Raw genomic sequence first — 13776 nt, forward strand, 5'->3', positions numbered from 1 at the left:
CCTCCTCTACCACGTATCTCCTTTTTCTTTCGATAAAAAAACCCGCGGTGATTCTAAATCACCACGGATCGCAACTCCCAGAACACCACTGCCTCCGCAACTACCTGCCTGGAGTCTCTGTTCAGTTCACTAAAGAACTTTGTTTTCAATTAAAAACTTTATTTTCTTTCACCAACAGATAATTTGCATATCTCCGCCCCATGCGTTACAATCTTTACATCGACAAATTTGCAGGTCTATACAAGGAGGTTCACGCGCCCATGTGTCCCCGTACCAAAGAACAAAATGAACTCATCCGCATGCAGCGCAGAGAACAGATCCTGGACGCCGCCGCGCGCGCCTACTTCCGCACTGGCGGCGGCTTTGATATTCGCGACGTCGCCCGCGAGGCCGAGCTCGGTTACGGCACGGTGTACCATTATTACCCCAACCGGCATTTATTGATAGAAGATGTGCTGGGCAGCGGCTTCGAGCGATGCGAGCAAGCCCTGGCAGAATGGGCGAACATCCGCGGAGGCAGACCGGATGACAGGCAGCTGTTTACGTATTGCAAGGCGCTGCTCCGGCTGTGCCAGTCGGACGCCCGCGCATATCTCGTCTACAAGATGGCGGCGGAGCATTATACAGGCTTGCCTGAGAAGGATCGGTACGCCGCCAAGAGACGATTCATGGAACGGCTGTACGTTCCGCTCCAGTCGATCGCTCATCGCGAAGACGACAGCGTCGACCATATGCTTGCCGTACTGGTCGGCTGCTGCGGGCTGCACTACTATGCGGGCACTTCCGAGCTGGACGTCGATCGAATCGCCCAGCTCGCGATGCAAGCCATTACGAAGGAGTCCTGATACGAACATGGTCATCTTAAAAAGCAAGCTTGAAATCGAGGCCATCCGCAAGGCATGCCAAGTGGTGGCCGAATGCCATCGCACGATCGCCCCGCTCATCCAACCGGGCATCACGACGAACGAGATTGAGCGCATCTTCGAGGATATTATCTTGAAGCACGGCGCCAAGCCCTACACGAAGGGCTACAAGGGCTATCAATATGCAACCTGCGCCTCCGTCAACGACGTGATCGCGCATGGCTTCCCTAGCGATAAGCCACTTGAGGAAGGCGATATCGTGACGATCGACACGGTCGCGGAGCTCGACGGATGGCTTGGCGATTCGGCCTGGAGCTATGCGGTCGGGAAGATCTCGCCGACGGCCGAGAAGCTGATGCGCGTCACGAAGGAATGCCTTGACCTCGGCATCGCGCAGGCGCAGCCCGGCAATCGGCTCGGCGACGTGACGAGCGCGATCCAGCGGCATGCCGAATCGAACGGCTTCGGCGTCGTGCGCGACCTTCTCGCGCATGGCATCGGCCAGGACCTGCACGAGGCGCCGAACTATATGCATGTCGGCAAGCCCGGCAAAGGCCTCCGCATCAAGGAAGGCATGGTGTTCACGATCGAGCCCATGATCACCGAAGGCACCTACTACATGACAATCGATGCGGACGGCTGGACCGCGCGGACGCTGGACCGCAAGCTCGCCGCCCAATACGAGCATACGATCGCCATCACGGCTGAAGGTCCACTGATCCTGACCGCGCAATAGAATAATTAGAGGCCGACCAACGAGATGGTCGACCTCTTTTTTACGTATTCGGTATAGCATCTTTCTTCATCCGATACATGCGTTCATCCGGTCTCTTATAGAGCTCATCGGCATTTGCTCCGTCTTCCGGATAATGGCTGGCTCCGATACTTACGCTAATCGACAGCTCGTTCCCGTCTTCAAGCCGAAGCGGGTTCGCGGACAGCGTATCCTCAAGGATCGTGATGAGTGTCAAAAGAAAATAAAGTATTAGACTGAAAAATAAAGTGTTAGACTGACGATGCTTCATTAAGCTAACTGGCAGATTAGTTACATAGACGTCTGAATTTTGCATAGGAGTGTAGTCCACCATCCAATACTAATAGTATGGAAAAGAGTCTAGATAAACCGTATACTAGCTATAACTGTTTTTTGCTGAGGTGAATATCAAATGGATGAAATCGATGAATCAAAACAACTTGTATTACAAATCGGCAGTGCCTTGAAAAAGTACAGAAAAGAAAAAAACATGAGCTTAGACGACTTAGCGGAATTAACGGGTGTAAGCAAACTTACTCTGGGGAATATCGAACGTGGCGATACAAATCCAACTTTGGCGATTATATGGAAAATTTCAAAAGGCATATCTTTACCGTTATTGGCTTTGTTGAAATCAGAAGACCCTGTTAGCTTGTATCGAGCAGGCGAAGGACTGCGGTTTTCTAATGATCAAAAAAATTGGATCATTGAACCAGTCTTTAAAAACGCAAGCAACGATATTGAAATGTGTCGGGCTTACTTACAGCCGAATAGCTCGTATCACCCTGAAGGTCATCATGTGAATACAACTGAGATTGCGACAGTAATGACTGGTTCCATTGAAATTCAAGTCAATGGAGAGATTTACACATTGAATCAATATGATACGATCAGTTTTCGTGCAGATTGTCCTCACTCTTATACCAATCATACGAATAGCGAAACAGTGCTCCATATATCTTTAAAGTATGGTTTCTAGAAGTCGAAAATTCCACTTATTAAATACAACTCCGAATTCCATGACGGGAATTCAGAGTTGTATTTTTGTTTTTAGATGAGTTCAGGTGTGTTATAAAATACTTCTTGTTAAAAATAATATACTATAATATACTTTTATTGTTCGCGCGGATGTTATTTCATAGTTTTTCAATCAGCAGGAAACAAATTATACGTATGAATTCAGGAAGGAGAAACGTAGAATGTCGAACAAACAAAATAAAAAAGCCGTACCATCCTCTATAGGACTGATAATTCTCGGCATTATGGTTATTGCAGCTAATTTACGTGCTCCCTTAACCTCAGTCGGCCCTTTAGTGAGTTTCATAAGGGATGACGTTCGTATTTCAAATACATTAGCAGGCCTGATAACAACGGTACCTTTGCTTGCCTTTGCTTTATTATCGCCTCTAGTACCAAAATTAGGACGAAGGTATGGGGTTGAACGCATCATTTTGATTGCCCTAATCTTTCTGACTGTTGGCATTGTAATACGTTCTTTATCTGGCGCAGCTAATCTGTATATTGGGACAGCAATTCTTGGATTCGCAATTGCCGTATGTAATGTATTATTGCCAAGTTTAATCAAAAGGGATTTCCCAAATAAAATTGGCTCCATGACGGGTGTTTACTCAATTTCAATGAGTTTATTTGGAGCAATCGCATCGGGAATCAGTGTACCGCTAGCCGTGAACGCAGGTCTAAAATGGCAGGGAGCATTGGGAATATGGGGTATTCTAAGCTTTGTATCGATTCTCTGTTGGTTACCCCAATTAAGAAATCAAACGAAGCAAACAACCACGACGAGTCAACAGATGGCCAGCAACGATGTGAATGTTTGGCGATCCCCTCTTGCCTGGCAAGTAACCTTGTTTATGGGTATACAGTCCATGGTTTTCTATGTGTTGATCGCATGGTTGCCTGAAATTTTAAAGCAGCAAGGAATTGACTCAAACCAATCAGGATGGTACCTCTCGATAATGCAGTTAGCTCTGCTTCCATTTACCTTTATTGTCCCCGTTATTGCTGGGCGCATGTCTAGCCAACGTTTGTTAGTGGTCATCACAATCATTTTGCTTTTGACGGGAACGCTCGGACTTCTATACGGAAGCTCCAATATCATTCTGTTGTGGATTATTATACTCGGAATTGGTGGAGGCTGCGCCTTTAGTTTGTCCATGATGTTTTTCGGTTTACGTACTGAAAATGCGCATCAAGCAGCGGAACTGTCTGGCATGGCGCAATCGATCGGATATCTTCTTGCCGCAATCGGTCCTGCCCTTATAGGATTTCTGCATGATGCGACAAATAGTTGGAATCTGCCACTTTTCATTCTGCTTGGCGCTTCGGTCTTACTCTTTTTAGTCGGTATAGGAGCAGCAAGAAACCGTTTTGTAGGTAGCCGAAATAGTTACGAGCTGCCACGGAAAGGACGATAAATATGTTTGAAAAAATTATTGTGGCAATTGATAAAGCTGAAAACTGAACAAGCTCCTCGATGCAACCGTTGAAATAGCCCGAAACAAACAAACTCAAGTTACCTTGGTTAATGTCAGCCAGGAATATGTATCGAATGGCATGACATATTTACCAGAGAATTTCTTGGAAGAAATATTGAACGAAATGGAGAAAGCGAGTTTGGAACAGTTGCAACAAGCCAAATCCAAATTAGAATCTGCGGGATTAAACCGGAACACTTCATCTTAAAGGAGATCCTGACCATGAAATATTAAATTATGCAAGGGATTCCGAGCAGCAACTCATTATTATTGGAAGCCGTGGGCTAAGTGGCATAAAAGAAATGATGCTTGGAAGTGTCAGCCACAAGGTTTCACAGCTATCAAGTTGCCCAGTCCTCATTGTGCATTAACTCCTTCGGGAACTGCAGAGATGATTTATTGTTATACTAACGGAGAACTTTAGTTCAATAAAACAGCGACAGTCTAGGACTTTATTTTCTCGTCCTTGGCTGTCGCTGTTTCAATTTCTAGGGTCAGTCTAAAACTTATTCTATGGAGTCTGATGGTATGACAATTCGAAAAGCCGCGTGGAATAAAGACATCAAATCTAATACTTTATTTTCTGCTGACAATGAGGCTGCTCGCCTGGGCGCGATCGCATGCCAGTACGACGAATTCATCTCCGGCAAACCGCGCGACAAAATCGGAAACGCCGGCTGACTCGGATAATAACTGGGACAGATGACGCAATGCAAGGTCTCCCGCATGATGGCCATAGTTGTAGTTAATCGAGCAATTCTGTCCTTATTTCGACTGCGGTCCCATTGCGTTATTCTGCCCGTAGCGTAACGAAAAAGCAGCCGATCCATGCCCAGCTGCCGCGGTTACATTATTCAACTAACGTTTCCGTTAGCGCAGAAAAGGCAACATGTACTGTTTATTTTTTCGGATTGTAGTCAATCAACATTGACCGATTGCCTTCGTTCAGAAAAATATCTATTGTAGAGCCAGACTTAAGTTCAATCATGAATCCTTGTTCCACGGTATGAAATGTTTTAATAACCTCTCTGTTTTTCATTTTTTTTAATTCTTCTTCATAGAAATCCGTGAATGTTTTTTCATTAGCATAGGTTAAGTAAAAAGGGGAACTGGCATCTTCTTTTCCCTTAAGAACCGTTCTGTTGGGGAGTGGGATTGATATATGCGTCAGTTCCGCCGTATAGTCGCTTTCATAAACCTTGTTGGAGAAAAAATAACTTTTTACATAATTGTTGAATTCCACATTCCAAAAGTAAAATCCACATAAAACAACCAGCGGTGTTGTGACAAGCAGAATTTTTTTCATCGGACCTAAATCTTTTTTAATGCCGAAAACCACAATGATTACAATCAAAGCAACTAACAATAAACCACTATAGAAAAAATAGAGAATATTTCCCGCCATGTAATCGCCCCCTTTTGTAATTATAGACGAAAACAACAAAAAACAATGTTGTGCATTAACTACGCGTCGCTGGGTTGCGTAAGCCTGCCCAATAGCGCAACGATGGCAGCCGATCTTTTTGGCCGGCTGCCGTTGTGTCGTCATTAAGCTATAGTTTCCCGGTTCAACCCAGAAGTCTATAGGAATTCCGGAGCTCATAGTCAACCGTGACACGGTAACCAAACGACTTAACAGCGCAGTTAATCAAATTCATTGATGGGTAGATATTTTCTTTCCAGAACTACGGCATGTTTTTAAAATCATCACCTGCACCAGAGACTCTCCCCCGTTAAGGCTGTTTCCTCTTCAGAAGGATAAGTTGCTACCTATTCAAAGTAACACAACCTGCTGTTAAAGTACCGAAAGCACCAAAGCGGCTTTCACCTGACCATCCGGGACATCTCGCTCAAATCACTCGGTTATGTCCGATTTTAGGACCTATCGTTACGTAAGCTTATACGAATTCCGATCGGCATTGAACATGCAAAAAAGCGTCTGTTAAAGTAAGGTTATTTCGCCAGAACCAGCGGCAAATGTTTGACCCCAAACATCATCCAGCTGTCCATCCGCTCGAGTGTTTGCGAACGATCTCTTGCATAGTCAGGAAACCTGCTAAGAAGTGTTTGTATGGCGATCTTGCTCTCCAAGCGGGCAAGCTGAGCACCCAAGCAGAAGTGGATGCCGTGTCCCAATGCCAGATGCGGATTCGGGTTGCGACGGATATCGAATCTTTCCGGTGTATCAAAATGGTCTCCGTCATGGTTGGCCGACCCGATCCAGACGTTGACCATTTGTCCGGGCGAAAGCGTTTGGCCGCGCAGAACAGTCGTCTTCTTAACCGTTCGAATCATTGTTTGAACGGGAGAGCAATAGCGAAGCACCTCTTCGATGGCTTGCGGGATCATGGAAGGTTCTTCGATGAGCCTCTCCCTTGCGTCTCTGTCGCTATCCAGGCACAGTAAGGCTGACGTTATGAGATTGGTCGTCGTTTCATTCCCCGCCACCAGCAGGAGAATGCAGAATCCGATGATCTCCAAGTCACTTAATTGCTTGCCTTCCACCTTCGCATGAACGAGATTGCTGATGAGATCATCCTGCGGATCGAGCCGTCTACGATTCATGATGTCGGAGAAATAGTCGCTCATTTCCTTCTGGCACTGTAGATAGCGTTCGCCATCATTCCCAACTAGCGAATCCGACCATTCCTTGAACCGGTCGCGATCCACGGTCGGAACGCCCAGCATTTCGACAATGACGATGATCGGCAGAGGGCTCGCATAATCGAGAAGGGCATCCATCCCCCCCTTCTCTTCCGCTTGATCGCACAATTGCTGCGCGATCGTTTCAATCTTCGGTGCCAGCGCTTCGATAGCCCGAGGCGTGAAAGCTTGCGAAACGAGCATACGCAGCTGTCGGTGTTTGGGTGGATCCTGCCTTAGAATGCTCGAGTTGATCGGCTCCATGGCGCTTTCCATCCCTTTCGAAGAATAATGCTCATGATCGGCAAATATCTTCTTTACATCTTCGTACTTGTATACGTTCCAAGTATTATGCTCCGAATTGAACGCGACAGGGGAAGAGTTTCGCATTTCTTTAAACCAAGACAAAGGTATCAGTTCGCTGTCAGTTTTCCAATTCATACGCCGCATCGCCGCTTTCCGCTTAGAATGAAATCAGTTCAACATACCATCCGACTTGCCGCCGGGTGTCAAGAACAACCCGGTCGTAATAATCTTGTAGAGAAAATGTTCAAGATCGTCGCGGTTCATACTACTGCCATAGGTTAGAAAGTAATCGCAGGAACCGTTGAGCAAACCGACCATCCCCGCAGCGGCCAAGCTGCAATTGACATTGCGCATTACCCCCTCTTCCCGGCTTCCTTCCAGCACGCCTGCTATAAAACGAATATAGCCGCGCTTCAGTTCATTCAATTCCTCCAGTACTTCCTGATCGATTCCGTTGGACAATTCGTTGAACACGATATGTGCGAATCCGCTGGACTCCAGAAACAAGTCGAGATTGTGCCGGATGATTCGCCTGATTTGCTCTTCCAACGAAAGACCAGTTAGCAGCTCGTTCCGTATTCGATCGGTAATAACCTGAAGCCCATCCATCACGATCGTCTTAAACAACTGCGCTTTTCCTGGAAAATGATAATACAGCGTCCCTTTGGCGACTTTTGCTCTAAGCGCGATATCGTCCATACTTGCCCGGTGGTATCCATTCTCCGAGAAAACGTCTATCGCTGCTGACATGATTTTCGTTTTGCTCAATGCGAAATGTCTCTCCTCACTTCATTAAACTGACTAGTCAGTACAACTAATATGCTTATGGTAACACTTGGTAAAACAATTGTCAATCTTAATGGACGCTGGTCTCCAAAGTGATTTTTATCTGGTCGGGTTATACTGGCTACCGTAACAATTGATTTCATAACAACATCTATAGATGACATACAAAGCTACTATATTAGGGGGCATGAAATGAGAAAATCACAGCATTGTATTCTTATTTTCACTTTACTGATGGTGGTTCTGACGGGTTGCGGGAAAGGAGATAATACACAATCAACTTCCATTGCAGATTTAGGGGTCATTTATTTAACCCTTGAAGAAATAACAATTGATTCAGAACTCGTGGTTGAAGATACGCTGACGGCTATGTTTTAGAATAGTGATGAAAATACGTTTTTACTTAGCTGGCCAAATCAATCGCTGTTTTTGAAATCTCAATACCTGTTACATTTGGGCTCACAGCAATCCATAGCAGCGTACTGGTATTATGAAAAATAAAGTCTAAGTCTTCTGCTGTTGATTAAGCTAACGTTTCCCGTTAGAGCTTAATGCCCAGCAGACAAAGGTCGAGTTTTGGTTTTATTGCGAAATAAGCCGAACACTTGATAAATAGCTTATCGGCAATCGGTATTAACGCAGTGTCAGATATTCGAGCCCGCTCTCTGCACCTCGCTGAATCTTTCCCTTTTGTCATCTCCTTTTTACACTCAAAGTAATAGCACTCACAACAATCGCCAGTATGGATATACCATACTGGCGATTAACGATTTAAGTTTTTTATTCTGAAATGCGGATAACGATTTTTCCAAAAGCCCCACTGGCTAGATGTTGGTATGCTTCAATAGCTTCAGAAAAAGAGTAAACTTTATCGATAACTGGTTTGATTTTCAACTCTTCAAATGCTCTATTCATATCATCAAACGCTTTTCGATGACCTACATAGATACCTTGTATATTTGCTTGCTTTGCTAATAGTGAAAATAAGTTAACTTCTGCCATCATACTTTTCAGGAAACCAATTATATAAATATGTCCTTGTAAAGCGAGAGCTTCAATCGAATGATTAATGCTGTCTCCGCCGACAACTTCTAAGATATGCTCTGCTCCCTTACCATTGGTAAGTCTCAATACTTCTTTGTCCCAATCTGGCGTTCTTACATAGTTGATAATTTCCTTTGCCCCTAAAGCTCTTACGCGTTCTCCTTTTTCATCGCTGCTAGTCGTCGCGATAACACGCGCGCCAAGTGCAGATGCAATTTGAATGGCATAGACAGAAACGCCTCCGGTACCTTGAACGACTACAGTATCACCAGCTTTAATTTTGCCATACTCCACTAGTGAGAACCAAACGGTTAGGGCAGCAATAGGCAATGTAGATGCTTCTTCGTCAGTCATATTAGAAGGTGTCATTACACTTGCTGCTTCATCTAAGAGCATGTATTCTGCAAGGCCACCATTATTAGGTCCTCCCACTGCAGTAGGAGCATACTCTTGACTTGGAGCACCTTCAACCCATTTGGTATAGAGGTGAGAAACTACACGATCTCCAACCTTAAATTGAGTAACTTCTGAACCTACACTTACTACAACTCCGGCTGCATCCGAAACAGGAATGAAAAGTTTACTCATTAACTCCGGCAAATAATCGCCATCCATGATTGATTTATCACGGAAGTTAAGGGAAACTGCTTTTACACGAACCAACAATTGTTTAGGACCTGGCTGTGGTATTTCAACATCAACTAATTTTAAATTTTTTAACCCCACACCTTGTTTTTGCCAGGCTTTCATCTAAATCAAATCCTCTCTATTTCTTATATTGTTGGGAAATGGGGTACAATTTCTTCGCCATGTTCTTCAATTATTTCCGTTGCTGCCCTTTGACTGTTTTTCAGAACAAAAATTATATGATTTACCCCAGCTATTTTAAATTGATTCACTAGTTCTCTAAGAGGGTTTCGCCCTATCCGAAAACACAAGATGAATTGGAATTGGCTGTTGATTGGGATCATTTGTTAAATCAATGTATAGCGACTGTACAAAGGGCTTAAAATCCTCTGTCAGGGATCGCCACTCACGTATTCGTTCAAACTGCTGACCAACATTTCTTGGGTAGTAAATCCACCCATCACCGTGTTGTGCAATCCAATCAATTGATTGTGAGGAATGTCCAGTAATAAGCAATGGAATTGATGAGTGTTTTGGTTTAGGAAATAAATCCCCTTCTGGCATACTCACGCGAGTTGATTGAATGACCCAAGAAAAACAAATGGATCATATATTTGAAAGGCTACTCACGAATGTTCAAGAAAAATAAGTTGACATTGGGCCTTATTTTCCCGTTAGAGGCTTATAAAAAAGCAACAGACCTGAGATGAATTTAGAACATCAAATGAAACTTGCTTAACGAGCCGAAGAATTAAATTTCGCATCTTTGTTTACTCGTGACGTACCATTAAACGATCCCATGTTTGGTGATACTGGTCGTGTGATTCAAACATGAACTGTCACCTCCTCTCGATGAATTAAAATTTGTAATATGAGAAAACACAATAATTTAATATATTGCAATATGTCAATATATAAAAACAAAAAAATTAATAAATTGCAATATATCAATATGTTTTTGCAAAAAAACAATGAATAATACTGAATTCAATTTGACCTTTCAGTATTATTCATCTTTTTGGAGAAAAGTACCAATCCGGTTAATTGCATCTTCGTTTCTCTTGTAATACGTCCATTTACCAATACGAGTAGCATTAACTAACCCTGCTCGTTGTAATATGGAGAGATATTGAGATGCAGTAGATTGATTCATATTTAACTTACTGGTTATTTGACTCACACATACCCCTACTTCAACAAGATCAATCCCTTCCTGGGGTGAAAAATGACCTTCTGGATTCTTCAACCATTCCAAGATTTGGAGACGAGCATCATTAGACAGTGCTTTAAAAATATCGATTGGGTTGTTCATGAAAATTATTATATATTGTATATTTGCAATATGTCAAATCATCAAATTTTGACAACCATACTCCTATTATTATTTTCCCATTGCTATTATTGAACTATTCTGCCTATTAATATAATTTGTTCTGTACCATTCATATCTGTCATTAAAATCAAAATCGTTGCTAATAATAAAAAAAAATTCGTGGGTTAAACTCATTCAAACCACCTGGGATATCCCGTAATAATTTATTGGTCTTATAGAAACTATATTAACACATATTGGAACTAAACTGCCCAATAGCTCAATGAGGCCACTGATCTTGCTGGTAGCCTCGTCTTAATTGCTGGATGTAACTAACGTTCTTCGATAGCATAATCAATCAATGCATGAATTTCTTACAAACATCGCAAAGACCGATATCATTTAGCGGTAATCCTTTAAATAATCTTCTGATATTCCTCGCTGAAGCAGATGTTTCACCATCATGGGTTGACAATTTCTGTGGCAACTCAGGAGCCCTTCTCAGCTGCACCAACTAAGCGAAGGAACTCATGTTCATCCAAATTTTCGGTAGTAACATCCGTAAGTTCAGGTTTCCCCTTTGTTATAGTACCGGTTTTGCCGAAAATGATCACATTAATCTTGTGCGTGGATTCCAGATACTCGCCGCCTTTAAATAACACGCCAAGTTCAGCGGCACGCTGGAGCCCGCCATAATTGATGTCGGTGTAGCAAACCCCAGAAAGCACCACCATATTGTCAACGCCTGCAGTTCGTTTGCCTCTATTAAGTTGAGTCACTCTCTTCATGGATAGAAGTAGATCCGCCTGTGTTCGATACAAGCAACACGAATTGGGATGGAAAGTTTTAATGCCATCGCTTTCTCGGATTAACAATACTTACAGAAACATGCCGCCCGATGCCTCGATTCGCTGAGCATTGACCCATCCCATCTCAGGCGTGCAGAGCGCCGCGATGATGCCGCCGATATCATCGGCTTCCCCGGTCCTGTCCAGCTCAGTTTGACCGGCGATTTTTCAGACTACTGCATCGAACTGAAGCGGATGTAGTTCGTTTATACAGTATTTAAGAAACTCTTTTTCACTCGAAACATCTTTAAACCTACATTTATGGATTCTTTTTACCGTTCTCTCTTTTAATTTTTCAAAGGTAGCCATGACTTGTTTATCCTTTATGCTTTGCGAACGAGACAGTTTTCCGATTTCCTTCTCGATCCAATCTAAATCTTCAAGGTAATTCGTCACCCTGTTTGAGGAATAGTATAAATCAAGATAACGGATCTCTTCTTGATATAAGTCCTTGATTTGACTAATCAAAACCTTGTCCTCCATCCGTAAAAAATATAATGACTTTCCTTCATGCTGGAAAGAAAGAATGACTGGTTTGCTTTACTACCGTATGCCTCACTGAAAGATATTCGTCGGTCATGCTTCTTTTCAGACCAATAACATCAAAATATGCTATAGATGAGAATGATTTTGATTGTTAAGAAGTTTGGAACATTAAACTGTATTAATATTTAGCATGTGGGTGTTTGAACTAACTGGAAACGATAGTTCAATTAATACCATAAGAAAGCTGCCAACGTAATTTCCCCGGCAGCCTTCTTTTTCATTGCTATCCCCCACCTTACACAACCTATAACAACACATTTGACTACTTCTCCAAATTCAGTTGGCTTTTGTTTTGCATAACGGAACGGCTTGCCTCAGGCGCCATCGGCTTTCGGCGGCCCGTTTGGCCGACCAGCCATCGTCCGAACGGCAGCTTTTCCAGTAAACTGGCTAATCCGAGCGCTCCTGCTGCAACCAATATAAATGTAATCAACGCCGCCGGCAGATGATACCCGGTGAGATGCAGGGGCCGTGTTACCCCGCTCACCAGCATGAGCACAAACGCGTGAGCCAGAAAACCGCCGAACGAATGCCGTCCGATAAACAGCAGGATGCGGTAAAGCGCGCCTTTCCTTTTCTGCAGCAGCAGCGCGGCTCCGTACAGCAACAGCAGCTGGGAGACGATAATCGCAAAAGTAGAAGGCTTCAAATAGGTGGAAAGATTCAAATTGATCCGCTCCGATGAGAAGCGCAAAACATCATAGCCGAGCCAAATATATGCCCCGATGAACGCAATCATCGTCCAGCCCATAGCATCTCCTACGAACTTCCGAAACCGATTCAAGCCGAAGGCGCATACGCTCCCCATCAGGAAGTAAAATAAGTACATGACAAAATAATAAGAACGGTTCGCGATCAGCTCCGCCCAAAAACCGCCTGCGGAAGCGGCCCAGTCAGGCATTTTGTAGTAGGACAGCCACATCAGCGCTCCATGCAGCAGACCAAGCGCCAGGGATATCCCCGCAACCTTGGGAAATAAATCATCTTCCGAATTGGGCCGCAGCCGTGACCGGAATGTTCCGACCATCCGGGAAAATAACGGGAATAACAAATAAAACTGAAAAATCATAAGGATAAACCACAGATGGTAGCCGTATGTCGGCTTGATCAGCTGCTGAAAGATACTCGTCCAAGCCGATGGCTGCATGAGCTTTCCGCCGAATACCCCTTCCACCGCTATCCAGTAAATGATCGTCCAGCTTAGAAAAGGAATAAAAATATCGCCGAACCTTTTTCGGATAAACGAACGGTAATGCAGCTTCCCGCTGTAATTGTAAAATAAAATCAGACCAGACAGAAATACGAACGTCGGTGTCCCGAACCGGGTGAAATGAAACAGCATCGCCAGCATGATCGAGTCAGCCGGCAGGATGTCGGGCCGATAAATATACTCCGCAATGCAGTGCTGAAGCGCTACCGCCAAAAAGGCAAACGCGCGAAGCAGCGTCACTTCTTCGATCCGCTCTTTTTTCTGACGAACCTCCGGCCGAGGCGCTTGCCGTTCCATTTCCACTTGCATATTTTCCATGATGTCACCTCTATTCTCAGTTGG

The 13776-nt window shown here is 44.0% G+C and carries 15 protein-coding genes and 3 pseudogenes; 7 read left to right on the forward strand and 11 right to left on the reverse strand.

Annotated elements, in window-relative coordinates; all coding sequences use genetic code 11:
- The first annotated feature begins 410 nt into the window (after nt 1-410).
- Nucleotides 411-845, forward strand: a complete 435-nt coding sequence (locus HI950_RS04825; RefSeq protein ID WP_317618293.1) for a TetR/AcrR family transcriptional regulator — start codon at nt 411-413, stop codon at nt 843-845.
- A 7-nt stretch (nt 846-852) separates the two neighbouring features.
- On the forward strand, nt 853-1599 hold the full coding sequence (gene map, locus HI950_RS04830) for a type I methionyl aminopeptidase (protein ID WP_169081339.1): 747 nt from the start codon (nt 853-855) through the stop codon (nt 1597-1599).
- A 40-nt stretch (nt 1600-1639) separates the two neighbouring features.
- Here the strand turns inward: map and HI950_RS04835 are convergent, their stop codons facing one another.
- Nucleotides 1640-1933, reverse strand: coding sequence for a diguanylate cyclase domain-containing protein (locus HI950_RS04835; protein WP_169081338.1), 294 nt, complete (start codon nt 1931-1933; stop codon nt 1640-1642).
- Nucleotides 1934-2029: 96 nt separating this feature from the next.
- Here HI950_RS04835 and HI950_RS04840 point away from each other — a divergent pair, with 96 nt between their 5' ends.
- The 3 genes from HI950_RS04840 (at nt 2030) to HI950_RS35610 (ending at nt 4483) form a co-directional block, all read left to right on the forward strand.
- Nucleotides 2030-2596, forward strand: a complete 567-nt coding sequence (locus tag HI950_RS04840) for a helix-turn-helix domain-containing protein (protein ID WP_169081337.1) — start codon at nt 2030-2032, stop codon at nt 2594-2596.
- Nucleotides 2597-2816: 220 nt separating this feature from the next.
- Nucleotides 2817-4052 carry a CynX/NimT family MFS transporter gene (locus HI950_RS04845; RefSeq protein ID WP_169081336.1) on the forward strand — a complete coding sequence of 412 codons (1236 nt, stop codon included), beginning with the start codon at nt 2817-2819 and terminating at the stop codon, nt 4050-4052.
- A 323-nt stretch (nt 4053-4375) separates the two neighbouring features.
- Nucleotides 4376-4483 carry a universal stress protein gene (locus HI950_RS35610; RefSeq protein ID WP_255314604.1) on the forward strand — a complete coding sequence of 36 codons (108 nt, stop codon included), beginning with the start codon at nt 4376-4378 and terminating at the stop codon, nt 4481-4483.
- A gap of 205 nt (nt 4484-4688) precedes the next feature.
- On the opposite strand, the gene HI950_RS04855 is transcribed toward HI950_RS35610, so the two are convergent.
- From HI950_RS04855 to HI950_RS04870, 4 genes are all read right to left on the reverse strand, one after another.
- Nucleotides 4689-4862, reverse strand: a complete 174-nt coding sequence (locus tag HI950_RS04855) for a diguanylate cyclase (protein WP_169082179.1) — start codon at nt 4860-4862, stop codon at nt 4689-4691.
- 148 nt (nt 4863-5010) lie between these two features.
- The gene (locus HI950_RS04860) at nt 5011-5661 is read right to left on the reverse strand and encodes a hypothetical protein (protein WP_169081335.1); all 651 of its coding nucleotides are present in this window, start codon (nt 5659-5661) and stop codon (nt 5011-5013) included.
- Between the two features lie 404 nt (nt 5662-6065).
- On the reverse strand, nt 6066-7196 hold the full coding sequence (locus HI950_RS04865) for a cytochrome P450 (RefSeq protein WP_169081334.1): 1131 nt from the start codon (nt 7194-7196) through the stop codon (nt 6066-6068).
- 33 nt (nt 7197-7229) lie between these two features.
- The gene (locus HI950_RS04870; RefSeq protein ID WP_169081333.1) at nt 7230-7829 is read right to left on the reverse strand and encodes a TetR/AcrR family transcriptional regulator; all 600 of its coding nucleotides are present in this window, start codon (nt 7827-7829) and stop codon (nt 7230-7232) included.
- A gap of 210 nt (nt 7830-8039) precedes the next feature.
- On the opposite strand from HI950_RS04870, the gene HI950_RS04875 reads away from it, so the two are divergent.
- A complete protein-coding gene (locus HI950_RS04875; protein WP_169081332.1) occupies nt 8040-8225 on the forward strand; it encodes a hypothetical protein in 186 nt (61 codons plus the stop codon).
- A gap of 402 nt (nt 8226-8627) precedes the next feature.
- Here HI950_RS04875 and HI950_RS04880 read toward each other — a convergent pair whose 3' ends face one another.
- Nucleotides 8628-9641, reverse strand: a complete 1014-nt coding sequence (locus HI950_RS04880; protein ID WP_169081331.1) for a zinc-dependent alcohol dehydrogenase family protein — start codon at nt 9639-9641, stop codon at nt 8628-8630.
- Between the two features lie 23 nt (nt 9642-9664).
- Nucleotides 9665-10103: pseudogene (locus tag HI950_RS35615) on the reverse strand (LLM class oxidoreductase); the annotation flags it as partial.
- A gap of 47 nt (nt 10104-10150) precedes the next feature.
- Here HI950_RS35615 and HI950_RS35620 point away from each other — a divergent pair.
- A pseudogene (locus tag HI950_RS35620) lies at nt 10151-10341 on the forward strand (LLM class flavin-dependent oxidoreductase); the annotation flags it as partial.
- 183 nt (nt 10342-10524) lie between these two features.
- On the opposite strand, the gene HI950_RS04885 reads toward HI950_RS35620, so the two are convergent.
- The 4 genes and pseudogenes from HI950_RS04885 to HI950_RS04900 all read right to left on the reverse strand — a co-directional run bounded on the left by HI950_RS04885 (nt 10525) and on the right by HI950_RS04900 (nt 13752).
- On the reverse strand, nt 10525-10830 hold the full coding sequence (locus HI950_RS04885; RefSeq protein WP_169081330.1) for an ArsR/SmtB family transcription factor: 306 nt from the start codon (nt 10828-10830) through the stop codon (nt 10525-10527).
- A 491-nt stretch (nt 10831-11321) separates the two neighbouring features.
- Nucleotides 11322-11557: pseudogene (locus tag HI950_RS35625) on the reverse strand (hypothetical protein); the annotation flags it as partial.
- A gap of 289 nt (nt 11558-11846) precedes the next feature.
- Nucleotides 11847-12146 carry a hypothetical protein gene (locus tag HI950_RS04895; RefSeq protein WP_169081328.1) on the reverse strand — a complete coding sequence of 100 codons (300 nt, stop codon included), beginning with the start codon at nt 12144-12146 and terminating at the stop codon, nt 11847-11849.
- A 340-nt stretch (nt 12147-12486) separates the two neighbouring features.
- On the reverse strand, nt 12487-13752 hold the full coding sequence (locus HI950_RS04900; RefSeq protein ID WP_223285097.1) for an acyltransferase: 1266 nt from the start codon (nt 13750-13752) through the stop codon (nt 12487-12489).
- Nucleotides 13753-13776: the final 24 nt, after the last annotated feature.

Origin of the sequence: Paenibacillus sp. PL91 (assembly GCF_012935325.2) — a bacterium.
In the GTDB taxonomy this organism is placed as follows: domain Bacteria; phylum Bacillota; class Bacilli; order Paenibacillales; family Paenibacillaceae; genus Pristimantibacillus.